Here is a 23942-nt window from a genome sequence, read left to right as displayed (position 1 = left end):
TTCACTCTTTCTCCATGTTCAGCGGGAAATGACAGGCGTACAGATGCGCCCGCGCGCCGGTCAGCCGCGGGGCTTCGATGCATTTACGCTGGGCGTAAGGGCAGCGCGGCCCGAGCCGGCAGCCGATCGGCAGCTGCTCCAGCAGCGGAATGGCCCCGGGCATGGTATTCAGTCGGCTTTTGTGCGGCAGCGCGCTGCCAAAATCGGGGATCGCGCGGATTAACGCCTGGGTGTAGGGGTGATGGGGCGTGGTGACCAGCTCTTCGCTCGGCGCTGATTCCACGGTCTGTCCGCAGTACATGACGTTGATTCTGTTCGCCCATTTGCTCAGCATCTGCAGGTCGTGGCTGATCAGCAAAATAGTGGTGCTGTTGTTCTGATTCAGCCGCGTCAGCAGGCGGATAATTTGCGCCTGGGTGGTGGGTTCCATCGCGTTAGTCGGCTCATCGGCGATCAGCAGACGCGGTTGGTTGGCAAGGGCGATGGCGATCATCACCTTCTGACACTCCCCGTCGGTTAACTCGTAGGGGAAACTGCGCATCGTGTCTTTATGATCCTTGATACCCACGCGGTGCAGGAGCTCTATCGCCCGACGTTTACGCCAGCCGAGACGCTGCCACCAGCGGCCCTTAAAGGTCCAGCCGGGAATGTTCTGCATCAGCTGCTGGCCGATCCGTTCGGAAGGGTCGAGACAGGACTGCGGCTCCTGGAAAATCATCGACACGTTGTGGCCAATCAGCTTGCGGCGTTCGCGGCTGGAGAGCCGCAGCAGGTCGATATCGTCGAAGCGCATGCGGTCGGCGGTGACCCGCCAGTTGTCTTTGGTTACGCCGCATATCGCTTTGGCAATCAGGCTCTTACCGGAACCTGATTCGCCGACCAGCCCGCGAATTTCGCCCTCGTTCAGGGTCAGGCTGACGCGATCGACGGCTTTGACCCAGCCTTCGTTGGTTTTGAATTCGATGGTTAAATTGCGAATATCGAGTAACGGCATTATTCCACCCCGGCGATAATTGCGCGGCGGATGCCGTCGCCCAGCAGGTTAACCAGCAGGACGCTAATCATAATGGCGGCGCCCGGCAGCATCACCGTCCACGGAGCCACGTAAATCAGCTCCAGCGCGTCGCCGAGCATCGCCCCCCACTCCGGAGAGGGAAGCTGCGCGCCGAGGTCGAGGAAGCCCAGCGCGGCAATATCGAGGATCGCCATCGACAGCGCGCGGGTAATCTCGGTCACCAGCCCGGAAGTGATATTGGGCAGGACCGCGAACCAGAGAATATTCAGCGTTGAGGCGCCGTCGAGCCGGGCGGCAATAACGTACTCTTTTTCCAGCTCATCGTGCACCATGCTATAGACCGAACGCACGATGCGCGGCAGCAGCGCCAGCCAGACGGCGAACATGGCGTGACTCAGGTGCGGTCCGGCAAAGGCGACGACGATAATCGCCAGCAGCAGCGACGGAATCGACAGCAGGGTATCGAGGACGTGGTTCAGCATTGCCGACAGCAGGCCGTGGGTCGAACCAGCAATCACGCCGAGCACCAGGCCAAACAGCGAGGCGCCGAAGGTGACGACGAACGCGCCGCCGACGGTGGGCGCCGCGCCGCTCAGCAGACGGCTCAGGACGTCGCGGCCGAGATCGTCGGTGCCGAGGAAGAACGAAACCTCGCCGTAGCGCGACCATGAGGGCGGCAGCAGCTGGTAGCCAAGGAACTGCTGATCGATGCCGTAAGGGGCAAACCAGCCGCCAAAAACGCACAGCAGCAGCAGCCCGGCGCAGCCGTACAGGCCGATCATGGCGCTGGTGTCGCCGTAGAATTTGCGCCACACGGTGCGCAGCGCTCCCGGGGGGCGCTTCTCCAGGTACACGCTATCGTAAGGCATACCATTCCTTATGTTTCAGAGGGTTAGCCATGGCTCCCAGAATATCAGATAGCACGTTCACGGTAATGACCAGCGCGCCGATGACCATCACGCCCGCCGAGATGGCGGCGTAATCCTGCTGACGAATCGCGTTGATCAGCCAGCGGCCCAGCCCCGGCCAGCTGAAGACCATTTCGGTGATCATCGCCAGCGTCAGCATGGTGGCAAACTGCAGCCCCAGGCGCGGAATAACCGGCGGCAGGGCGTTATGCAGCACGTGACGGTGCAGGATCGTCCGCCGCGACACGCCGCGGGTGGCGGCGGCCTTCACGTAGTTGGTGTCGTACACTTCGCTGGTGCTGATGCGCATCAGGCGAATCACTTCGGTGGTTGGCGCCACGGCAAGGGTCAGAACCGGCAGCACCATATGGCGTGCGGCGCTGACGATCATTTCATGACGCCACGGCGAATCGGACAGCCAGGCGTCGATCAGCGCAAACCCGGTCACCGTTTTGACCTCGTAGAGCAGATCGAAACGCCCGGAGACCGGGAACCAGCCCAGCGTCAGGGAGAAGAACAGCGTCAGCAGCAGCGCCAGCCAGAAAACGGGAATCGAAAAGCCGAGCAGCGCCAGGGCGCTAATCAGGGTGTCGGGCCACTTGTTACGCATAATGCCGGCCAGCATACCGACGGGAATCCCCACCAGCAGGGCAAAGCCAAAGGCGAGAATGCACAGCTCCATGGTGGCCGGGAAGACCTCTTTTAGCTGCTGTGAAATCAGCTGGCCGTTGATGCTGGAGACCCCGAAATCCCAGTGCAGCAGCCCGGTGAACCAGAACTGCCAGGCGTTCCACAGCGACGCGCCCTGTAGCGGAGCGTGCGGCGTAAAGTAGCTCAGGCTGAAGCCGACGAAGGTCAGAAAAAAGAGCGTGACCAGCAGTAACAGCAGGCGTCGCAGGGTAAAAATGATCATGGTTTTTTCACCTCATCTTTTTTGACGTCGTCTTTTTTCACATCGTCTTTTTTCTCCCGCGAAACGCCGGCAAAGGAGGCGTTACCGAACGGGCTCAGGATCAAACCTTTCATATCATAGCGGTAGGCCTGTAAACGCAGCGACGAGGCGAGCGGCAGCACCGGCAGCTCGCGGGCGAGAATATGCTGCGCCTCTTTATAGGCCTCAATGCGCGAAGCCAGCTGCTGCGAGGTTAACGCCTTTTGCAGCACCTCATCGAACTCGCGGTTGCACCAGTGGGCGAAGTTGGTCTGCGAGGCAATCGCCGCGCAGCTCAGCAGCGGGCGGAAAAAGCTGTCCGGGTCATTACTGTCCGTGGCCCAGCCGGAAAGGGTCAGGTCGTGGTTCATATCCATCAGCCTCGCCTCCTGAAAACGACCCTCAACCGGAACAATGATCACCTTTACGCCAATCTGCGCCATATCGGCCTGAATCAGCTCGGCGGTTTTTAGCGGACTGGGGTTCCAGGCCTGCGAGCTGGTGGGCACCCACAGCCGAAGCGTGAGGTTTTCCAGCCCCAGCGCTTTGAGCTGGGCGCGGGCGGCGCTCGGATTGTACTCGGTTATCTTCGCTTCGTTATCGTAGGCCCAGGAGGCGCGGGGCAGCATCGAGGCGGCGGTTTCCGCGGTGCCATAATAGATAGACTGCATCAGACGCTGGTTATTGATTGCCAGCGCCAGGGCGTGGCGAACCTGCGGATTATCCAGCGGCGGCTTGGCGGTATTGAACGCCAGCCAGGCAATATTCATCCCAGGACGCAGGGTCAAGCGCAGGCGCGGGTCGTCGCGCAAAATAGTCAGCTGGCTGGCGGCGGGCCAGGCCAGCACGTCGCACTCGCCGGTCAGCAGCTTCGACAGGCGGCCGGTGCCGCCGGAGCCCAGATCGACCACCACCTGCGGCATCAGCGGTTTGCCGCGCCAGTAGCCGGGGTGACGCTGCAGGCGAACGTACTGGCCCGAGCGATACTCTTCCAGCTGGAACGGGCCGGTGCCCACCGGCTGGCGGTCGAGCTGCTCCTGACGATCGCTTTTGGTTAACTGGGCGGCATACTCTGCGGACATAACGGATGCGTAGTGGGTCGCCAGGTGCCAGAGGAACGAGGCGTCCGGGCGCTTCAGGCGGAATTCGACGGTCTGGTTATCGAGCTTGCGCAAGCTCTCCACGCTGTCGGCGAACTGCAGGCTGTCGAAATAGGGGAAGCTGCTGCCGTTAACGTTGTGCCACGGGTGGTCGCGATTAAAGATACGGCTAAAGGTGAAAATGACGTCATCGGCATTAAAGGCGCGACTGGGCTTAAACCACGACGTCGTCTGGAAAGGCACGTGGCTGCGCAGATGGAAGCGGTAGGTGGCGCCATTGTCCAGCACCTCCCAGCTTTCGGCCAGCTCGGGCACCAGACGGTAGGTATAAGGGTCAACGTCGAGCAGACGATCGTAGAGCTGGGCGGCCAGGGTATCGACAATCAGGCCGCTGCTGACTTTCTGCGGGTTAAAGGTATTAACCTGGCCGCTAACGCAGTAGACAAAGCCGCTATCGCGAATATCGGCGTGAGCAGGTAGCGCGGGGGCGGCAACGGCCTGCCCGCACAGCATCGATACGGCTGCCAGTAGAGAGCATAGTTTCAGGCGCATAGTGGTTTTATGATTCCAGAGCAACGCTCTGTCTTATTAATATTCAATGACATTTCTCATCCCCTTTATCGTCCTGAGACGTCGTTAGCCGCGGTGCCTGGCGGTGAACCGCTCAACGCTCTGGCCCGATCCTGACCGCGCCGGGTTTCACCTTGAGTATATCCCGTAAACCACCCAGGCATTCTCATTCCGGGGCAGGACGACGATAAAAAAGGGTTCCGCATCAGCAGCAAAGCGCCCGGCAGGCGGAGGTGCGCCTGGCCAGGTAAGGCGTTCGGATTCATCTTTCGCTCTGTTGCGGGCCAGCTACGGGTCAAAAGGCAGAGGGCTGGCGTATTTTTGGACACATTCAGATTCTTTTAAATTTTCATGCACGGCACGGCGGGTCATCCGCTCTGGTTGCGCCAGCGGCAAATGCCGCAAAATATAAGGCGCTTGAGTTTGGGTGCGCCGGGCGCAGCCTTGTCTGGTGAGACATGGTATCTTTTTCTGGCTAACTTCTCCAGTTAGCAACGACTTAGGGCTTTGATCACCGGCCGCCGGCGGGATGTTATGGCAGCGGATCGCTGGCTGCCGGACTGCTGGTGGCTAAGAGATATTTCTTCAGCTCGCCGGCGCTCATGGGTTTGGCGTAATACCATCCCTGAACGTTGGCCTGCGGTATTCGCTGTTCAAGAAAACGTTTCTGATGCGCTTTCTCTACGCCCTCAAAGATAACCTGACTGTGCATATTGCTCAGCAGCGTGATGATGTTATTGAGCAGGGCGGAATTAATTGAGTCCGTACCAATTGACTCCGTAATGGTGCGGTCGACTTTTATTTTATCCACCGCCAGTTTTGATAACCAGTCGAGGTTGGAATAACCGGTACCAAAGTCGTCAAGCGCAATCTGATAGCCTGCCGCGCGGAAGCGGGCTATTTTCTCACCGAGGCTGGCAAGGTTTGCCGTCTGCCTCTCGGTTAACTCGAGGGCGATCAGCCGCGGCGGAATATTAAACTTGTTGCTGACGGTATCGAGATGGTCTTTAAAGGCTTTAGAGAACAGGTCGGAGGAATTGACGTTAATACTCAGGTATATTTTGTGGTTATTTATAACGTCATGTAGCTCATTAATTGATTTTTTGACAACGTAGTGGCTGATTTGGTTAATCACCCCGCGCTTCTCCGCCAGGGGAATAAAGACGTCCGGGGGAATAATGCCCAGCTCATTATCTTTCCAGCGTATTAGCGCTTCAACGCCCACCGTTTCTCCGCGATCCAGCGAGACGATCGGCTGATAGACGATGCTGAACCGATCGTTACGCAGCGCGTACTGGAGTCGGGTGAGAATCGAGCTTTTTTTGCGAATGTAGAGGTTGATGCTGATCGAGAGCAGGACGCCAATCAGCGTCGAGAGCATGAGCGCGGCGGCCTTTATTGCCCACGGAATATCTTTAATACCCTGTGGAGACATGCCGGAGACCACGCAAAGATCGTACTCCTTGCTGCAGGCTCTGGATAAGGCGTATTTTTTATAACGCTCGCCGCCGTGCTCGGTGTGATACACCGCAGCGGTCTCGTTGCCGATAAAAAAGATATGCTGGCTGTGATCGTAGTTACCCACGATGGCGCTGACGCTTTTGTTTTCCGGGTCAGAGGTGAAGCGATTGAAGAGGAACGGAGAAACGGTGATGGCGAGGTTGCCTTTGGCATAAATGCTGGCTTTGAATTCCTGATTTATCGCTTTATCGAGATACCACGTTCCGCCGCGATAGATAATATCGGCAGGCGTGTGGGTAATATTTTCTGGCGGCGAGAAGGTTCCCCACAGCGCCGAACAGCGCATGCTTTTGCCGTCGATATAGGCAATATCTTTCAGCAGCGATTTAGACCATAAAAGCGCCCGGATGCTGCTGAGATAATCGGCTGAGCAGGGCCGGCTTGGCGATATTCGAACCGCATCCGCATAAATCTCATCGATTTGTTTTATGACTAAAATGGTTCTGGTTAATAGGGTTTTAGAATATTGTTCGGTTTTATTTTTATCAAAAGTATAAAGCGCCATTTTTGCGCAGAGATAGCCAATAAATAAACAAGAGACAATGCACATAATGGCGATCTTTTTTTCTTTTATGTTCATTTTTCCACCGTGCGATGTTGTGCCAGGTTCCCTGAAATATGCGGCAGACGCTATGAGTATAATTGCCAATGGCGGTGAAAGGCACCTCCCTTTTTATCAGGGGCGAACGGCGGGTGGCCGCGGTGCTGCGCTGTCGAGTTGTATGAAGAGCCGGTGACCAACGAGCTCCTGCCCCAGATAAGGCTGGCGAGCAGGGAAGGCGCGAAGTTATGAAAGCGTGGTGTGATACTCAATCGGTGCGGATCGCATATCCACTGTCAATCCGCACGGCGTCGCGTATATAAGGCTACGGCGATATTAGAAAAGTGATTGCGGCATATGGGCGATGGCAAACTTCAGCACCTTTTCACCATCGAAAGATGCATAAGGTAAGCTCTCGATAACGGCAATCTCCTGATGATGGTTCAGCGCGTGGGTGAATTCATTTATTTTATATTGAATGTGAGGCGCGACCAGCACGCAGTCATACGCGGGGGCCACGCTCGGGTAGTTCTCAATACCCACGGCGCTAATTAACAGATCCAGATCCTGCGCATCGGCTATTTTTTGCATTCTTTTCGCTAAAATACCGGCGGTTTCACCAAACAAGCAACATATCAGTAACTTTTTCACGGTTTAACCCTCTATGAAGTCCCGTGTTTACCTTATTACGCTGTTAGCGGTGAAAATGCGTTAGCCATCAATTTTTTGGCTAACGCTTGTTCTCTTTTGTGGATCCCGCAGGCTGCGCCGCACGGAGGCTAAAAATGGCGCAGGGTGGCTCATTCAGGAAGCGACTTTCTTACGTGAAACCACGAAACGATCGTCGTTACGGGTGAGTTTGGTTCCGTTGGTGCAATATTCCATAGCAAAGTTAAAAAACGCATCAGAGTCGAGCTCAAAATCAAGCTCGATCTTAATGGGTTCACCGGACTTCAGGAGCGCTTCTGCTTGTTCTAAACTGCTGGCTTTAATGATTCCCACAACTGCACCTCGTCTTAGCTTTGGTGGCGTCCGAGCCCTGTTATACACCCTTAAGCTTACAAACATACGACAATCGCCTTTTTTATTTGTCTTTTTTTTAGGCGATTTTTGCCGGCAGGCGCGAGGTCAGAAGGGGTAAAAAGAGTGGGGTTAGTCCAGCGGCAGCAGCCGATTATAGCGTCCGATATAGTCTTTAGGGGTGATTTCTAACTCGGCGCCGTCGTGATGAACGGCGACAAAAGTGCGCAGCACCAGTCCGCTTCTTTTCTCGTTAATTTCCCAGCCCTGCTGGAGATAGGCGTCGCGGGTTGAGCGAATACACAGATCGGAAAATATCATCATCACGGAGAGCGCCGGCGAGCGATGGCTTTTCATCGTATGGGTTAAGCTGACATGCGCCGCATAGCGACTAAGAGTATGAATGTTAACCGGAATCATGTGCGTTTTCAGTCCATTGAAAGATGATAGCGCAGATGATAATTCACATTCGCACATCTTACCAGTTACAAATCTTTAACCGCACCGGGCAGGCCTGCGGGAATGCGCGCTCCGGCGGCCGGGAGAGGCCTCGGAGCGCGGTAAAGCGGGAAGGCGACGGCAGCTCGCCCGCGCTTATCGTGACGTTGTCACGCCTCGGTAGTCCATATTATTCAAGTCGTCGAGCAGCGTTGGGCCCTGCGGCAGCCAGTCGAGCTGCTGGCGGGTCAGGGCGGATGTGGCGCGTAAATCCATATTGGCAAAGGCGGCAAACCAGCCGAAATGCGCCACAGATTGTTCGGCGCTTAACGATTTAAGCGGAATGCCGAGCTTTTCTGCCACCACGTTGGCAATCAGCCTTGAGGGCACCGCTTCCTCGTCAACGGCATGATAGCGCCGACCTTTCTCACCTCGTTCCAGCACCCGCAGATACAGCCGGGCCACATCGTTGATATGCCCGGCCGACCAGCAGTTATTGCCCTCGCCGACGATCGCCGCGACCCCTTTTTCGGCGGCCTGCTGAATATAGTACGTCAGCAGCCCCTGGCGGACGGTGTCATGAACCTGAGGTAGGCGCACCACCCGCACGTCCACGCCGGCGTCCAGCAGCTGGTTGCCGGCGAGTTCTGAGGCCACGCGCGGGTTTGGGTGGGCGGGATTGAAGTTTAACTCGCTCGCCGGCTCTCCGTCGTCGGCGTCGCCCATGGCGGTGCCTGAAGTGATAATCAGGGGGCAATGCCGGCCCGCCAGCGCGTTACCGATGGCGAGAATGACCCGATGGTCTTTTTCGCAATTGGCGACAAAGCGGCTGAAATCATGATCGAAGGCGGTGTGGATCACCGCATCGGCAGCGCTAACCGCCGCCAGCAGCGTTTCGGGACTGTCCAGCGTGCCGGGCTGCACTTCAGCGCCGGCGGCCGTCAGGGCAGCGGCGCTGGCGTCAGAGCGCGCGAGGCCGATGACCTGATGTCCGGCGGCCTGCAGTTCCGTGAGAATACGCGAGCCGATAAAACCGGTCGCGCCGGTGAGAAAAATGCGCATGATCTACCTCCAGAATGAGTATCCAGGCTATGGTAGTCTTAACGCGATACTATAAAAGTAGAGACATTATCAGGGTATAAAAACTAACAGGCTAACGATGACCGACTCCTCAACCCATGCACTTGGTGAATTTTTGCGGGCGCGACGGTTACGCCTCGATCCGACCGCGTTTGGCTTTCAGGCCGGCCGACGGCGCACGCCCGGGCTGCGGCGGGAAGAGGTCGCCCAGCTCGCCAGTATCAGCCCGACCTGGTACACCTGGCTGGAGCAGGGGCGCGGAGGCGCGCCCTCCCGGGAGGTCCTTAGCCGCATTGCCGGCGGGCTAAGGCTGACGACGCCGGAGCGCGACCATCTGTTTATCCTGGCGTTCGGGCATTTGCCGGAGTCCCGACTCATCGTCAGCGACGATATCACTCCGCGCCTGCAGCGCGTGCTTGATGTCCTCCAGGTGCCGGCGATTATCAAAACGGCGACCTGGGATGTTATTGCGTGGAACCACGCTGCGGCCTGCATTCTGACCGACTACGGGCAGCTGCCGCTGGCCGAGCGTAACATTCTGCGCCGGCTGTTTACCAACCCCCAGGCCCGCGGCGCACTGGAGGAGTGGCATGCCGTTGCCCGGCTTATCGTCAGCGCCTTTCGCGCCGACGTCGCGCGGGTGGGCGCTTCTCCAGACACCGATCGGCTGATTGCCGAACTTTCCCGCCAAAGCCCGGAGTTTGACGCCTACTGGCGGAGTAACGATGTCGCCGGGCACGGGGAAGGGTTTAAGCGCATGCGCCACCCGCAGATAGGGATGATTGAGCTGGAATTCTCGACCTTTAGCGTCGAGGGGCGCGCGGATCTGAACATGATGGTGTTCAATCCGGCCAGCGAAGAGAGTCGGATTAAAATCGCCGCCCGGATCAGGGAACAGAAGCCGCAGGTGGAAACCCGATAGGCTCTTCATTCAGCGGCGAGAATTCATACAGCACCAGCGCGTTGCTTTGCAGAGAATCAACGCGATGCCAGCCAGACTGCGGGCTCTCCTCGGCGACGCTCAGCGCCGGGCGCGCCTGGTGCATCAGCCAGCCGTAGTCTTCGTCATCCGGCCCGCTGCGGCTGCGAAACGCTTCAAACAGCGGAAACAGCGCCCCGTGATGCTGGTCGAAAAGATGTTGTTTAATCCGCCAGCGCCCGGTCAGGCCAAGCAGCTGAATGCTGTAGGGCTGGCTGAAGCGCTGGGTAAAGGTCTCTTCGCTGGAGAGCCAGGGGTTGAACACGACCGTATTGCGCAGCAGCAGCTGATAGTGCCCGTTGTGGCGCAGCAGCAGCAGGTTTTTATCCGCCATCAGCACTTCGCCGCGCAGGCGCCGCCACAGCCACAGAACCCAGTACACCGGACGCGGCAGACCGTGAAGGTAGTGCAGGGCCAGGCTGGAGGTATCCAGCCTGCCGTTGGCGCGCGCCTCTCCCTGCAGGCCTGAATTGAGCCAGAATCCCGCCAGCCATACCCGATCGGCCAGCCCCAGCAGATTATCCATCAGCAGCGCGCCGCGAAAGAAGCGGCCGTTGGTGTCGCGGGTGTTGCCGGTTAGCGTATTCCACGACAGCAGCCACAGGGGAAGCGCGAGCTGGTGCTGGCGCAGGGCGGCCTGGATCTGCCGCAGCTTGTGCACCGGATAGCTCTCGCTGGAGGCCAGCCTGCTGCTATCCAGCTGCGCCAGATCCAGCAGCTCGTTGGCGTCGGCCTGGCAGGCGAGAAAATCGGCTTCGGCGAGGATCGGCGAAGCAAGAAAAGGATCGTCGCTCATCGCCTCTTCGCTAAAGCGGTGCCAGACGCCCAGCTGCGGCTGCGACAGTAAAGCCTGCAGCGTTTCACGCTGCTGACGCCAGGCGTGCAGGCGCGCCTCTTCGCTGGCCTGGGGCGACCAGTGCCAGACAAAGCGCCAGCTGGCGAGCGTGGCGGGGGAGAAATGGTTAGCGGCGAGGCGTAAGAAGCGCTGGAGCAGGTCGCAGCGGGTGGTCAGTCCGGTATGCAAAATCACTCCCCAGCCCATTTTTGCCAGCCAGCTGAAAATTCGCTGCAGATTATACCAGCAGGCGTAGCCCGCCATCTGCGGGTCGTCCCAGCCGGTGCCGAACAGCCGGCTGCTGAGAAAAGGGTCGTTAATATCGATGGCGTAAATCGGCAGGCTGCCGTGCAGCTGCTCGAGCTCGCGGCGCACGTCTTCGCGCAGTAAATCGTCGAGTTCGCGAACGGTGACGACCATCCGGGTATGGCGCAGCGGCGCCGTGCGTTCGGGAAACTGGCGGAGATCAATCTGGCGCGTCTGCTGGGGATTGAGCAGCAGCGGCGGGCTGTCCCAGCCTTTTATCTCCGGCTCGTTTAGCCGGGCGTAGAGCCGCTCGACGGCCACCGGCTGCCAGTCGTCGCCGGCTCCGGCGCGCGGGCGGGCTGCATCCGCCGTCGGCTGCGGGCGCTGCTGGCGATACTGTCGCGGCGTCAGGCCGTGCTGGCGTTTAAACAGATCGCTCATCATGCGGGTGCTGGCAAAACCGTGCTCCTGAGCGACCTGCTGCACCGTTTTACGGGTGCCGATAAGCTGCTCGGCGGCTTTGTTCAGGCGCAGCGTGGTGATGTACTGCACAAAGCTCATGCCGACCTCTTTGTGAAACAGACGCGACAGCCAGGCTTCGGAGACAAACTCGGCGGCGGCGACCTCGTGCAGCGATAGCCGTTGCCGGTAGCTGGCCTCTATGCGCGCGACGACCCGGGCAATCCGCCGGCTCCAGTTCTCCGTCCCGCGCCTCGTGCCGGCGGCGATCGGCTGCGTAAAACGGGTGGCCAGCAGCAGGACGATTTCGCTCAGCCAGCGGTTGGCCTCGAGGCGATAGCGGGGCTGGTGGTTCACCAGCTCAATCACCAGCAGCTGGCGCATCAGGCGGCGCAGGCTATCGTCGGCGTCGCGGGTGTCGAGGGAAGTTTGGTAGTCGAAGGTAAAAAAATCACCGTCGAGGCGCGTCAGCCAGCTGCCGGAGAGCGTCAGAACCATCACCGCGTTGGGCTCGCGGCTGCTCAGACGCCAGGGGCGGTTGCGGTTCACTATTTTCAGCCGATCGACATCCAGCAGCTGATGCCCCTCACCGTCATGCAGGCTGACGCTGCCCTGCAGCGTCCACAGCAGCGTCAGCGCGTCGCTCTCCGGCTGGCTGAGCTGACGAATATCGCGAACCGCGACGCTAAAGTCGCCTGAATGATGTTCCACCGTCGCCTCCTGGTAAAGACAAAAAACAGCGTGTTATTTTTTGTCATAACCGATTTATATGAAAAACACTTCTCAATATCCCGTCAATATAAAACAAAAAAAGGCGTATTAAAGCCGGTCCGGCAGCATAAACTCGAAAGTGTCGCGCAAACACCACAACAGGAATAATAAAAATGACACATCCCCTTATTGAAGCACTACAGGTTAATGAAGCGCAGTTTATTGCCCTCCGTCGTCGCTTTCACCAGCAGCCGGAAATTGGTTTTGAAGAGCATAAAACCAGCGATGAGGTCGCCCGGCTGCTTGGCCAGTGGGGCTATGAGGTGCACCGTGGCCTGGCCGGGACCGGCGTGGTCGGGACGCTAAAAGTCGGCAGCGGCGAGCGTCGCCTTGGCCTGCGGGCGGATATGGACGCGCTGCCGATGCAGGAGGCCAGCGGGAAAGCGTGGGCCAGCCAGGTCGACGGCCGCTTTCATGGCTGCGGGCATGACGGGCACACCACCACCTTACTCTACGCCGCCGAGTATCTGGCGCGCACCCGCCGGTTCAACGGCACGCTGCACCTGATTTTCCAGCCGGCGGAGGAGCTGCTGTACGGCGGTCGGGTAATGGTTGAGGACGGGCTGTTCGATAAGTTTCCCTGCGACACCATTTTTGGCCTGCACAACATGCCGGGGCAAACGCTGGGGAAAATCGGCCTGCGCGACGGCGCGATGATGGCCTCTTCTGACACGCTGCATATCGAGGTAAAAGGCGTTGGCGGCCACGGCGCGGTGCCGGAGCATACCGTCGACGCAACGCTGGTGGCCTGCCACATCACGCTGGCGCTGCAGTCCATCGTGTCGCGCAACATCACGCCGTTTGAGCCGGCGGTGGTGACCGTCGGCAGCATTCAGGCCGGGCATGCGCCGAATATTATCAACGACAAAGTGCTGATGAAGCTGACGGTACGCACGCTGAATGAAGAGGTGCGTGAAACCGTGCTGCAGCGGATCCACGATATTGCCGTCGCGCAGGCGGAAAGCTTCAATGCCACCGCCACGCTGACCCACGTCAACGGCAGTCCGGTGCTCAGAAACGATCCTGCCGCCAACGACAGAGTGCGCGCGGTGGCGACGTCGCTGTTCGGCGCCGGGCTGGTCGGGGAGGTGAAGCCGTTTATGGGCAGCGAGGATTTTGCCTTTATGCTCGAGCACAATCCGCACGGCTGCTACTTCACCATCGGCGCCGGGGATGAAGCGGAACGCTGCATGGTGCATAACCCCGGCTACGACTTCAACGACGAGATCCTCCTCAAGGGCGCGGCGCTGTGGTGCGGCCTGACGGAAGACTATCTGCGTTAACCACCTGCGACGGGAGATCCCAATTATGAGTTCCGTATCTTTGAGCGCCACGTCGTTCGTCGGTACCGATCGCCTGCTGGCGGGTATCGTACTCAGCGTGCTGACGTTCTGGCTGTTTGCCCAGTCGGTGATTAACGTCGTGCCGGCGATGAAAAGCAGTCTCGACATTTCCCTCGAAACCCTGACCCTCGCGGTCAGCCTCAGCGCCCTGTTCAGCGGATGTTTCGTAGTAGCCAGCGGCGGGCTGGCGGATAAGTTTGGCCGCATGCGCATGACCCATCTGGGCCTGGGGCTGAGTATTGTCGGCAGCGCGCTGCTGGTGGTGGCCCAGGGCCCGGGGCTGTTTTTGACGGGCCGCGTGCTGCAGGGGCTATCGGCGGCCTGCATCATGCCGGCGACCCTGGCGCTGATCAAAACCTGGTACGAAGGCAAGGCGCGCCAGCGGGCGGTGAGCTTCTGGGTGATTGGATCCTGGGGCGGCAGCGGCCTGTGTTCATTCGTCGGCGGCGCGATTGCCACCGGTCTTGGCTGGCGCTGGATTTTCGTCTTTTCCATCGTCGTGGCGCTGGCGGCTCTGCTGCTGCTCCGCGGTACGCCGGAAAGCCGCAGCCAAAGCGCGGAGCGGCAGAAGCTGGATGTCAGCGGCCTGTTAACGCTGATTGTCTCGCTGGTGCTGCTGAATTTGTTTATCAGCAAAGGGCATAGCTGGGGCTGGAGCAGCGGGCTGTCGCTGTCGCTGCTGGCCGGTTCGCTGCTTTCGGGCGGCTATTTTATCCTCAGCGGACGGCGCAAGGGCGACGCGGCGCTGATCGATTTTGCGCTGTTTCGCAATCGCGCCTACGGGGCGGCGGTGCTGTCGAACTTTATGCTCAACGGCGCTATCGGCACCATGATGATTACCAGCATCTGGCTACAGAAGGGCCACAACATGACCCCGCTGGAGACCGGAATGATGACGCTGGGCTATCTGGTCACCGTGCTGGTCATGATTCGCGTCGGGGAGAAGCTGCTGCAGCGCTACGGCGCGCGGCTGCCGATGATGACCGGCCCCATTTTCACCGCCGTTGGGATCCTGCTTATCTCCTGCACCTTTCTTGATAAATCGCTCTATATCGTGACCGTCTTTTTTAGCAACGTGCTGTTTGGCCTCGGGCTGGGCTGCTACGCGACGCCGTCGACGGACACCGCGGTGGTTAATGCGCCGGAGAACAAAGTCGGGGTGGCCTCCGGTATTTACAAAATGGGCAGCTCGCTGGGCGGCGCCATGGGGATAGCCGTGACGGCGTCACTTTTCGCGCTGTTTCTGCCCCTCGGCATGGCCAGCGCCGCGCAGTACGCGCTGTGGTTCAACGCGGCGCTGTGCCTGGGGTCGACGGCGGTCAGCGCGCTGATGCTGCCGAGAACGGTTCAGAGCTGATGCTTTTTGAGCAGCGCCCGCAGCTGGTGGTAGGTGAGTCCTAGCAGATCCGCCGCCTGCTTCTGATTGTACTTTGCCTGCAGCAGGCTGGACTGCAGCAGGCTTTTTTCCTGCTCCTGCTGAAAAGCGCGCAGATCCAGCGGCAGCGCGGGGCCGTCCGGGGTTTGCTCGACGACGGCTGGCAGAGGCTGCTGCGGCTGAAAGGGATTGATAATAATGTTATCCAGCTCGCTGTCGCTGGTGCCGTGGCGATACACCGAGCGCTCCACCACGTTTTTCAGCTCGCGGATATTGCCCGGCCAGCGGTAGCCCAGCAGCGTTGCGGTCGCCCGCTCGCTAAAGCCGGGGAACAGCGGCAGCCCCAGCTCGCGGCACATCTGAATGGCGAACTGGTTTGCCAGCAGCATAATGTCGCTCTGCCTTTGGCGCAGCGGCGGCAGCTGCACCACGTCGAAGGCCAGGCGGTCGAGGAGATCGGCGCGGAAATGGCCGCTCTCCACCATCTGCGGCAGATCGGCGTTGGTGGCGCACACCAGCCGCACGTTGACCTGCAGCGGCTGGCTGCCGCCCACGCGCTCCAGCTCCCCGTACTCAATTACCCGCAGCAGCTTTTCCTGTACCAGCATCGGGGCGGTTGCCAGCTCATCAAGAAAGAGGGTCCCGCCGTCGGCGCGTTCAAAGCGTCCCGGATGGCGCTTGCTGGCGCCGGTAAAGGCGCCGGCTTCGTGGCCAAATAGCTCGGAATCCAGCAGGTTCTCATTCAGCGCGGCGCAGTTGAGGGAGATAAACGGCCCCTGCCAGCGGGATGAGAGAAAGTGCAGACGGTTAGCGATCAGCTCTTTACCCGTCCCGCGTTCGCCAATCACCAGCACCGGCTTATCCAGCGGCGCCAGCCGTGAGACCTGCTCCAGCACCTCAAGAAAGCTGTTGGCTTCGCCGAGCAGGTTGTCCTTGTATTCCGCCATGATGAAATTCGCCATTTAGTCGTGTGATTCACCAGGTTACTTTAGCAACCCGCTGCGCATATAACAACCATGCCTTTTAAAATCAATAAGATAAAAAACTGGCACGCTATTTGTATTAGTCTCTGCACAGGCCGTTGCCTGATAACAGAACTATGAGGATTGAAATTATGGGTATTTTTTCTCGTTTTGCCGACATCGTGAACGCCAACATTAACTCTCTGCTGGAGAAAGCGGAGGACCCGCAGAAGCTGGTTCGCCTGATGATCCAGGAGATGGAGGATACGCTGGTTGAAGTCCGCTCGACTTCGGCACGCGCGCTGGCTGAAAAGAAACAGCTGAGTCGACGCATTGAGCAGGCGCTCGCGCAGCAGGCCGAATGGCAGGAAAAAGCCGAGCTGGCGTTGCGCAAAGATAAAGACGATCTCGCCCGCGCCGCGCTGATGGAAAAACAGAAGCTCACCGACCTTATCGGCAGCCTGGAAAATGAGGCGCAGCTGGTTGATGAAACCCTGGCGCGGATGAAAAAAGAGATCGGCGAGCTGGAGAACAAGCTCAGCGAAACGCGCGCTCGTCAGCAGGCTCTGACTCTGCGTCACCAGGCGGCCAGCTCGTCCCGCGACGTGCGTCGTCAGCTGGACAGCGGTAAAATTGATGAAGCGATGGCGCGTTTTGAATCCTTCGAACGCCGCATCGATCAGATGGAAGCGGAAGCGGAAAGCCACGGCTTCGGCAAGCAAAAATCGCTGGACCAGCAGTTTGCTGACCTGAAAGCCGACGACGAAATCAGCGAACAGCTGGCGGCGTTGAAAAGCAAAATGAATCAAAATAACTGATGACATTCGCAAAATCCTTCAGGCCGCGCTGCCGGTCGAAAGACCGGGGCAGGCGATGCCGCCAGCCTGAAGGATCAAGCGTCGCGGCGCCGTGACGCGCCGCCGCTCACTCACTGTAAGGAGTACACATGAGTACGCTTTTTATTGCCATACCCCTGACGTTATTTGTGCTGTTCGTTTTGCCGGTGTGGCTCTGGCTGCACTACAACAATCGTTCTGCCAGCGGCAGCCTGTCACAGAATGAACAGCAGCGCCTGCTGCAGCTGACCGATGACGCGAAGCGCATGCGCGAACGGATTCAGACGCTGGAAGACATTCTTGATGCTGAGCATCCAAACTGGAGAGACAAATAATGGCCGGACTCGATTTGAGTAAAAAACTGTGGCGAATTCCCCAGCGCGGTATGGTGAAGGGCGTTTGCGCCGGGATCGCGCACTACCTTGATGTGCCGGTTAAGCTGGTGCGTTTGATAACCGTCCTGGCGATGATTTTTGGTCTCTTTTTCTTTGTGCTGGTGGCATATATTATCCTGACGTTTGCCCTCGATCCGATACCGGAAAGCGAGCTGAACGGCGAGAAAGTACCGGCCAGCGGCGAGCTGCTCGCCGAGGCGGATCGCGAACTGGCGGCCAGCGAACGGCGCCTGCGGGAAATGGAGCGCTACGTCACCTCCGACACCTTTACCCTGCGCAGCCGCTTTCGTCAGCTGTAGCTTAAACTGAGGTCACCTATGAACATCAAATGGCAGCAGGCAGGACAAAAAATGAAACCCGGGCTGAAAATCGCCGGCCGGCTGGTGCTGCTGACCGCGTTGCGCTATGGCCCGGCGGGCGTTGCCGGCTGGGCAATCAAGTCGGTTGCGCGTCGGCCGGTGAAAATGCTGCTGGCGGTTGCTCTCGAGCCGCTGCTCAGCCGCCTGGCAAATCGCTTAACTCGCAACATGAAGTAGCGGGCGGGGATCGCAGTGCCGCACTTTATAACTTCTCGGCTTATCCCCACCTAATGGCTTATGATTAAAGCACTTTCTTCAAAGCACTAGCCTGAAATATTACGGATAGCATGGGATGGCAATGAAGCGACTTAAAACTGAATTCAATGCGCTGGTCAACCGTGGCGTTGACCGGCACCTGCGTCTGGCCGTTACCGGCCTTAGCCGCAGCGGCAAGACCGCCTTTATCACCGCGCTGGTCAACCAGCTGCTGAACATCCACTCCGGCGCGCGCCTGCCGCTGCTCAGCGCGGTCAGGGAAGAGCGCCTGCTGGGCGTCAAGCGCGTCCCGCAGCGCGACTTCGGCATTCCGCGTTTTACCTATGATGAAGGGCTGGCTCAGCTCTACGGCTCGCCCCCGATGTGGCCGACGCCGACCCGCGGCGTCAGCGAGATCCGCCTGGCGCTGCGCTACCGCTCCGGCGAATCGCTGCTGCGCCACTTCAAGGACACCTCCACCCTGTATCTGGAAATCGTCGATTATCCCGGCGAATGGCTGCTGGATTTACCCATGCTGGCGCAGGACTACCTCGGCTGGTCGCGGCAAATGACCGGGCTGCTGCAGGGCCAGCGCGCGGAGTGGTCGGCGCGCTGGCGCCAGCTGTGCGAAGGGTTGGATCCGCTGGCGCCGGCCGATGAAAACCGGCTGGCGGAAATTGCCGCCGCCTGGACCGACTATCTGCACGCCTGCAAGCGCGAAGGGCTGCACTTTATTCAGCCGGGCCGCTTCGTGCTGCCCGGAGATATGGCCGGCGCGCCGGCGCTGCAGTTCTTCCCCTGGCCGGACGTGGACGCCGTCGGCGAAGCCCGGCTGGCCCAGGCGGACAAGCATACCAACGCCGGGATGCTGCGCGAGCGCTTCAGATATTACTGCGAGAAGGTGGTTAAGGGCTTCTACAAGGACCATTTTCTGCGCTTTGACCGCCAGATTGTGCTGGTGGACTGCCTGCAGCCGCTGAACAGCGGGCCGCAGGCCTTCAACGATATGCGCCTCGCGCTGACCCAGCTGATGCAAAGCTTTCACTACGGCCAGCGGACGCTGTTCCGCCGCCTGTTCTCCCCGGTGATTGATAAGCTGCTGTTTGCGGCGACCAAGGCCGATCACGTGACCGTCGATCAGCATGCCAACATGGTGTCGCTGCTGCAGCAGCTGATTCAGGACGCGTGGCAAAATGCGGCCTTCGAAGGGATTAGCATGGACTGCCTGGGGCTGGCGTCGATTCAGGCCACCCAGGGCGGGCTGATTGCGGTCAACGGCGAGAACATTCCCGCGCTGCGCGGCGATCGGCTGAGCGATGGCCAGCCGCTGACCATCTATCCCGGCGAAGTGCCGTCGCGCCTGCCGGGCCAGGCGTTCTGGCAGCAGCAGGGCTTTCAGTTTGAGAATTTCCGCCCGCGGGTGATGGATGTCGATAAGCCGCTGCCGCATATTCGCCTGGACGCGGCGCTTGAGTTTTTGATTGGAGATAAATTGCGATGAGCGAACCGTTAAAACCACGCGTTGATTTCAACGGACCGCTGCAGGCGGAGCCTGCCGAGGCGCTAAAGTCTGCCCGCGCGTTTGCCGGCGCTGACGCAGAAAAGTTCGCCCCGGCGCGGGTTGACCTGCTGACAGAGGACGAAGAGGGCACGGCGGAAGCGGTGGTAGAGTCGGTTCTGCGGCCGAAGCGCAGCCTGTGGCGACGGATGGTCAGCGCCGGGCTGGCGATATTTGGCGTCAGCGTGGTGGCGCAGGGCGTGCAGTGGACGATGACCGCATGGCAGACGCAGGACTGGATTGCGCTCGGCGGCTGCGCGGCCGGGGCGCTGATCGTTGGCGCGGGCGTCGGTTCCGTTGCCACCGAATGGCGGCGCCTGTGGCGGTTGCGCCAGCGCGCCCACGAGCGCGACGAGGCCCGCGATCTAATGCACAGCCATGCGGTCGGAAAAGGGCGGGCGTTTTGCGAAAAGCTTGCGCAGCAGGCCGGGCTCGATCAGGCGCACCCGGCTCTCCAGCGCTGGTATGCCGCGATCCACGAAACGCAAAGCGATCGTGAAGTCGTAAGCCTGTATGCACAGCTGGTTCAGCCGGTGCTGGATGCCCAGGCGCGGCGCGAAATCAGCCGCTCGGCGGCGGAATCGACGCTGATGATCGCCGTCAGCCCGCTGGCGCTGGTGGATATGGCGTTTATCGCCTGGCGTAATTTACGCCTGATTAACCGGATTGCTACCCTGTACGGCATCGAGCTGGGCTACTACAGCCGACTGCGCCTGTTCCGTCTGGTGCTGCTGAATATCGCCTTCGCCGGCGCCAGCGAGCTGGTGAGGGAGGTCGGAATGGACTGGATGTCGCAGGATCTGGCGGCGAGGCTATCGGCCCGCGCGGCGCAGGGCATCGGCGCCGGGTTGCTTACCGCGCGGCTGGGGATCAAAGCGATGGAGCTGTGCCGCCCGCTGCCGTGGATCGCTGACGATAAGCCACGGCTGGGGGATTTCCGCCGCGAGCTGATCGGCCAGCTGAAAGAGACGTTGCAAAAAAGCAAAGCCCGCCCGGAATAACCTTCTTAGCCGATCTGGCCGTCGCTCCCCGGCGGCCAGCGGCGCATTCTCGCTTTTCTTCGCTCGCCTTTACGCCACAGCGGCCATTTTTCCGCCATACTGTCAATATTTGTTGACAGCTATCTTCACGCCAGCAAATAACTGTCCTATTATTCATCCGTCATTGGCCTTTTTAGGGTGAAAACTCCTATGCGTCTTGAAGTCTTTTGTGAGGACCGTCTTGGTCTGACCCGTGAATTGCTCGATTTGCTGGTGCTGCGAGGGATCGACCTCCGCGGTATCGACATCGACCCTATTGGCCGGATCTACCTCAATTTTGCCGAGCTGGAGTTCGCTAATTTTAGCAGCCTGATGGCGGAAATCCGCCGTATCGCCGGCGTGACCGACGTGCGCACCGTGCCGTGGATGCCGTCTGAGCGTGAGCATCTTGCGCTGTCGGCGCTGCTGGTGGCGATGCCGGAACCGGTGCTCTCGCTGGACACCAAAGGGAAAGTCGAGCTGGCGAACCCGGCCAGTTGCCAGCTATTTGCGCAAAGCCAGGAGCGGCTGCGCAATCACCCGGTGGCCCAGCTGATTACCGATTTTAACATCCAGCGCTGGCTGGAAAGCAGCCCGCTGGAGTCGCACAGCGAGCATGTGGTGATTGGCGGACAGAACTTTGTTCTGGAGATTACGCCGGTCTACCTCGAAGGCGAGCACGGCGAACGCGTGCTTACCGGAGCGGTGGCAATGCTGCGTTCCACCGTGCGTATGGGGCGTCAGCTGCAGACCATGACGACCCAGGATACCAGCGCGTTCAGCCAAATTCTCGCCGTCGGCCCGAAAATGCGCCACGTAGTTGAGCAGGCCCGCAAGCTGGCGATGCTCAGCGCGCCGCTGCTGATCGTCGGCGATACCGGTACCGGGAAAGATCTTCTGGCGCACGCCTGCCACCTCGCCAGCCCGCGGGCGAGCAAGCCTTATCTGGCGCTGAACTGCGGTTCTATCCCGGAAGACGCGGTGGAAAGCGAGCTGTTTGGCGATGCCATTCAGGGCAAAAAAGGCTTCTTTGAGCAGGCTAACGGCGGCTCGGTGCTGCTGGATGAGATCGGCGAAATGTCGCCGCGCATGCAAACGAAGCTGCTGCGTTTCCTTAACGACGGCACCTTCCGCCGGGTGGGGGAAGATCACGAGGTTCACGTTGACGTGCGGGTGATTTGCGCCACCCAGAAAAACCTCGTGGAGATGGTACAGAAGGGTCTGTTCCGCGAAGATCTTTACTACCGCCTTAACGTCCTGACCCTGCATTTACCGCCGCTGCGCGACTGCCCGCAGGATATCATTCCGCTGACCGAGCTGTTCGTCGCCCGGTTTGCCGACGAGCAGGGGATCCCGCGGCCGAAGCTTTCCGCCGATCTCAGTACGGTGCTGACCCGCTATAGCTGGCCTGGCAACGTTCGCCAGCTGAAGAACGCGGTTTATCGTGCGCTGACGCAGCTTGATGGCTACGAAATGCGGCCCCAGGATATCCTGCTGCCGGATAGCGACGTCGCTTCGCTACCGGTAGGCGAAGAGGCGATGGAAGGTTCGCTGGACGATATTACTCGTCGCTTTGAGCGTTCCGTTCTGACCCAGCTTTACCGCAGCTTCCCGAGCACCCGTAAGCTGGCGAAGCGTCTGGGGGTTTCCCATACCGCGATTGCCAATAAGCTGCGCGAGTATGGTCTCAGCCAAAAGAAGAGTGAAGAATAGCGTAGCCTCGTTGGCCGGCGGGATTGACCGTCGGCCAACGTGCTGCAAACTTATTTTCCAGGAATTCAGATGGTAATGTCGCCTGGCCCGCTGCTGTCGTGGCTGAAACTCCTGACCCTCTCCGCCGCGCTGTCGTTTGTGCTGTTCTGGCTACATCTGCCCGCGGCGCTGCTGCTCGGGCCGATGATCGCCGGCATAACCTTCAGCCTGCGCGGCACGACAATCAGCGTACCTCGACCCTTTTTTATCGCCGCTCAGGCCATTATTGGCTGCATGATCGCCCAAACCCTCACACCCTCAATTTTTGGCGTGCTGCTCGGCCACTGGCCGCTGGTGCTGTTTATTCTGTTCGCTACGCTGGCCTTCAGCGCGCTGGCCGGGTGGCTGCTGGTGCGCTACAGCTCGCTACCCGGGGCAACCGGCGCGTGGGGCAGCTCGCCGGGTGGCGCTTCGGCGATGGTGGTCATGGCGCAGGATTACGGCGCCGACGTGCGGCTGGTGGCCTTAATGCAGTATCTGCGGGTGCTGTTCGTCGCCGGCGCGGCGGCGCTGGTGGTGCGTTTTGCCTCTGACGGCGAGGCGCAGGAGATGAGCCAGCAGATCGTCTGGTTTCCCGCCATCAGCGGGCAGCTGCCGTTGACGCTGCTGCTGACCGCCGCCGCGGGCTGGCTGGGCCTGCGCATGCGCTTTCCTTCCGGCGTGATGCTGCTGCCGATGCTGGCCGGGGCGCTGGTGCAGGGAGAGGGCTGGCTGATGCTGGAGCTGCCGGAATGGCTGCTGGCGCTGGCTTATGCCGCCATTGGCTGGAGCGTTGGTCTAAAATTTAATCGGGAGATTTTTATGCTGGCGCTAAAGACTCTGCCGCAGATTCTCGCCTCCATCATCGGCCTGATTTTACTCTGCTCGCTGATGGCGTTTGGCCTGACGCAGGTGCTGCCGCTCGATTTTATGACCGCCTATCTGGCGACCAGCCCCGGGGGCCTGGATACGGTGGCGATTATTGCGGCGGGAACGCGAGCCGACATGTCGTTTATCATGGCGATGCAGACCTTGCGCCTGTTCACCATCTTATTGACCGGCCCGGCGATTGCGCGGTTTATCTCCCGCTATGCGCCGCGAAAATAAAAAAGCCCCCGATAAACGAGGGCTTAGAACATGCGGGCCGGGCGTGAAGCGCGGTCCGGGGCAGAGGCTGATTACGCTTTCAGCGCAGCCAGGGCCGCATCGTAGTCCGGCTCTTCGGTGATTTCATTCACCAGCTGGCTGTAAACAACCTGGTCATTTTCATCAACAACGACCACTGCGCGAGCGGCCAGGCCGGCCAGCGGGCCAGCAGCAATGGCAACGCCGTAATCAGCCAGGAACTGCGGCGCGCGCAGGGTGGACAGGGTGACGACGTTGTTCAGGCCTTCAGCGCCGCAGAAGCGGGACTGAGCGAACGGCAGATCGGCGGAGATGCACAGCACAACGGTGTTGTTCAGCTCGGATGCCAGTTGGTTAAATTTACGTACCGATGCCGCGCACACGCCGGTATCGATGCTTGGGAAAATATTCAGTACTTTACGTTTGCCGGCGAACTGGCTCAGCGCGACGTCGGAGAGATCTTTGGCGACCAGCGTAAACGGCTGCGCGGCTGCGCCTGCCTGCGGAATGGTGCCCTGAACGGCAACGGGGTTGCCCTGGAAATGCACGGTTTGTGACATGTTTATCTTCCTGTTTACATATAGTTAACGTCACGGGTAGTGTATGACATCCGTTATCAGCACGGCAAAT

The 23942-nt window shown here is 59.6% G+C and carries 23 protein-coding genes; 11 read left to right on the top strand and 12 right to left on the bottom strand.

Features of this window, described 5'->3' with window-relative positions:
- Window position 1: 1 nt before the first annotated feature.
- The 9 genes from sapD to HCK03_RS15465 form a co-directional block, all read right to left on the bottom strand.
- Window positions 2-994, bottom strand: a complete 993-nt coding sequence (sapD, locus tag HCK03_RS15505; RefSeq protein ID WP_045855077.1) for a putrescine export ABC transporter ATP-binding protein SapD — start codon at window positions 992-994, stop codon at window positions 2-4.
- A complete protein-coding gene (gene sapC, locus HCK03_RS15500) occupies window positions 994-1884 on the bottom strand; it encodes a putrescine export ABC transporter permease SapC (protein ID WP_123551339.1) in 891 nt (296 codons plus the stop codon). The genes sapD and sapC overlap by 1 nt, the downstream gene beginning before the upstream one ends.
- Window positions 1871-2836: a putrescine export ABC transporter permease SapB gene (gene sapB / locus HCK03_RS15495; RefSeq protein WP_041145208.1), complete on the bottom strand. Its 966-nt coding sequence runs from the start codon at window positions 2834-2836 to the stop codon at window positions 1871-1873. Before sapB ends, sapC begins: the two co-directional genes overlap by 14 nt.
- Window positions 2833-4506, bottom strand: coding sequence for an ABC transporter substrate-binding protein SapA (gene sapA, locus HCK03_RS15490; RefSeq protein ID WP_052474495.1), 1674 nt, complete (start codon window positions 4504-4506; stop codon window positions 2833-2835). Before sapA ends, sapB begins: the two co-directional genes overlap by 4 nt.
- A 550-nt stretch (window positions 4507-5056) precedes the next feature.
- Window positions 5057-6625 carry an EAL domain-containing protein gene (locus tag HCK03_RS15485; protein ID WP_167691858.1) on the bottom strand — a complete coding sequence of 523 codons (1569 nt, stop codon included), beginning with the start codon at window positions 6623-6625 and terminating at the stop codon, window positions 5057-5059.
- 297 nt (window positions 6626-6922) lie between these two features.
- Window positions 6923-7237 carry a PTS sugar transporter subunit IIB gene (locus tag HCK03_RS15480; RefSeq protein WP_041145210.1) on the bottom strand — a complete coding sequence of 105 codons (315 nt, stop codon included), beginning with the start codon at window positions 7235-7237 and terminating at the stop codon, window positions 6923-6925.
- Between the two features lie 153 nt (window positions 7238-7390).
- Window positions 7391-7588, bottom strand: a complete 198-nt coding sequence (locus HCK03_RS15475; RefSeq protein WP_041145211.1) for a hypothetical protein — start codon at window positions 7586-7588, stop codon at window positions 7391-7393.
- Window positions 7589-7738: 150 nt separating this feature from the next.
- Complete coding sequence (locus tag HCK03_RS15470; protein WP_041145212.1) at window positions 7739-8026, bottom strand: hypothetical protein; 288 nt, start codon at window positions 8024-8026, stop codon at window positions 7739-7741.
- 174 nt (window positions 8027-8200) lie between these two features.
- Window positions 8201-9106 carry an SDR family oxidoreductase gene (locus tag HCK03_RS15465; protein WP_167691857.1) on the bottom strand — a complete coding sequence of 302 codons (906 nt, stop codon included), beginning with the start codon at window positions 9104-9106 and terminating at the stop codon, window positions 8201-8203.
- A gap of 97 nt (window positions 9107-9203) precedes the next feature.
- On the opposite strand from HCK03_RS15465, the gene HCK03_RS15460 reads away from it, so the two are divergent.
- Window positions 9204-10046, top strand: coding sequence for a helix-turn-helix transcriptional regulator (locus tag HCK03_RS15460; protein WP_041145214.1), 843 nt, complete (start codon window positions 9204-9206; stop codon window positions 10044-10046).
- On the opposite strand, the gene HCK03_RS15455 is transcribed toward HCK03_RS15460, so the two are convergent.
- Window positions 10012-12354, bottom strand: coding sequence for a helix-turn-helix domain-containing protein (locus HCK03_RS15455; RefSeq protein WP_167691856.1), 2343 nt, complete (start codon window positions 12352-12354; stop codon window positions 10012-10014). The genes HCK03_RS15460 and HCK03_RS15455 overlap by 35 nt on opposite strands.
- A gap of 173 nt (window positions 12355-12527) precedes the next feature.
- On the opposite strand from HCK03_RS15455, the gene HCK03_RS15450 reads away from it, so the two are divergent.
- Both HCK03_RS15450 and HCK03_RS15445 read left to right on the top strand, forming a co-directional pair.
- Window positions 12528-13697: a M20 aminoacylase family protein gene (locus tag HCK03_RS15450; protein WP_041145216.1), complete on the top strand. Its 1170-nt coding sequence runs from the start codon at window positions 12528-12530 to the stop codon at window positions 13695-13697.
- A 25-nt stretch (window positions 13698-13722) separates the two neighbouring features.
- Window positions 13723-15114 (top strand): MFS transporter, encoded by a 1392-nt coding sequence (locus HCK03_RS15445; protein ID WP_167691855.1) that lies wholly within the window; start codon window positions 13723-13725, stop codon window positions 15112-15114.
- On the opposite strand, the gene pspF is transcribed toward HCK03_RS15445, so the two are convergent.
- Window positions 15105-16094, bottom strand: coding sequence for a phage shock protein operon transcriptional activator (pspF, locus tag HCK03_RS15440; protein ID WP_166793725.1), 990 nt, complete (start codon window positions 16092-16094; stop codon window positions 15105-15107). The genes HCK03_RS15445 and pspF overlap by 10 nt on opposite strands.
- Before the next feature lie 152 nt (window positions 16095-16246).
- Here pspF and pspA point away from each other — a divergent pair, with 152 nt between their 5' ends.
- The 8 genes from pspA (at window position 16247) to HCK03_RS15400 (ending at window position 23294) form a co-directional block, all read left to right on the top strand.
- Window positions 16247-16912 (top strand): phage shock protein PspA, encoded by a 666-nt coding sequence (gene pspA, locus HCK03_RS15435; RefSeq protein ID WP_041147594.1) that lies wholly within the window; start codon window positions 16247-16249, stop codon window positions 16910-16912.
- A gap of 128 nt (window positions 16913-17040) precedes the next feature.
- The gene (pspB, locus tag HCK03_RS15430) at window positions 17041-17265 is read left to right on the top strand and encodes an envelope stress response membrane protein PspB (protein ID WP_041145218.1); all 225 of its coding nucleotides are present in this window, start codon (window positions 17041-17043) and stop codon (window positions 17263-17265) included.
- Entirely contained in the window at window positions 17265-17624 is a 360-nt protein-coding gene (gene pspC / locus HCK03_RS15425; RefSeq protein ID WP_041145219.1) for an envelope stress response membrane protein PspC, read from the top strand. Before pspB ends, pspC begins: the two co-directional genes overlap by 1 nt.
- 18 nt (window positions 17625-17642) lie before the next feature.
- Window positions 17643-17861, top strand: a complete 219-nt coding sequence (gene pspD, locus HCK03_RS15420; RefSeq protein WP_041145220.1) for a phage shock protein PspD — start codon at window positions 17643-17645, stop codon at window positions 17859-17861.
- A 121-nt stretch (window positions 17862-17982) separates the two neighbouring features.
- Window positions 17983-19380: a YcjX family GTP-binding protein gene (locus tag HCK03_RS15415; protein ID WP_041147595.1), complete on the top strand. Its 1398-nt coding sequence runs from the start codon at window positions 17983-17985 to the stop codon at window positions 19378-19380.
- The gene (locus HCK03_RS15410) at window positions 19377-20438 is read left to right on the top strand and encodes a YcjF family protein (RefSeq protein WP_076945408.1); all 1062 of its coding nucleotides are present in this window, start codon (window positions 19377-19379) and stop codon (window positions 20436-20438) included. Before HCK03_RS15415 ends, HCK03_RS15410 begins: the two co-directional genes overlap by 4 nt.
- A 189-nt stretch (window positions 20439-20627) precedes the next feature.
- On the top strand, window positions 20628-22169 hold the full coding sequence (tyrR, locus tag HCK03_RS15405; protein WP_115193003.1) for a transcriptional regulator TyrR: 1542 nt from the start codon (window positions 20628-20630) through the stop codon (window positions 22167-22169).
- 69 nt (window positions 22170-22238) lie between these two features.
- The gene (locus HCK03_RS15400) at window positions 22239-23294 is read left to right on the top strand and encodes an AbrB family transcriptional regulator (protein ID WP_167691854.1); all 1056 of its coding nucleotides are present in this window, start codon (window positions 22239-22241) and stop codon (window positions 23292-23294) included.
- 71 nt (window positions 23295-23365) lie between these two features.
- Here the strand turns inward: HCK03_RS15400 and tpx are convergent, their stop codons facing one another.
- On the bottom strand, window positions 23366-23872 hold the full coding sequence (gene tpx / locus HCK03_RS15395; protein WP_041145224.1) for a thiol peroxidase: 507 nt from the start codon (window positions 23870-23872) through the stop codon (window positions 23366-23368).
- Between the last annotated feature and the right edge of the window lie 70 nt (window positions 23873-23942).

Origin of the sequence: Klebsiella terrigena (genome assembly GCF_012029655.1) — a bacterium.
GTDB lineage: Bacteria > Pseudomonadota > Gammaproteobacteria > Enterobacterales > Enterobacteriaceae > Klebsiella > Klebsiella terrigena.
The sequence above is the reverse complement of the archived record's forward strand: the minus strand, read 5'-3'. Positions and strand labels throughout refer to the sequence as shown.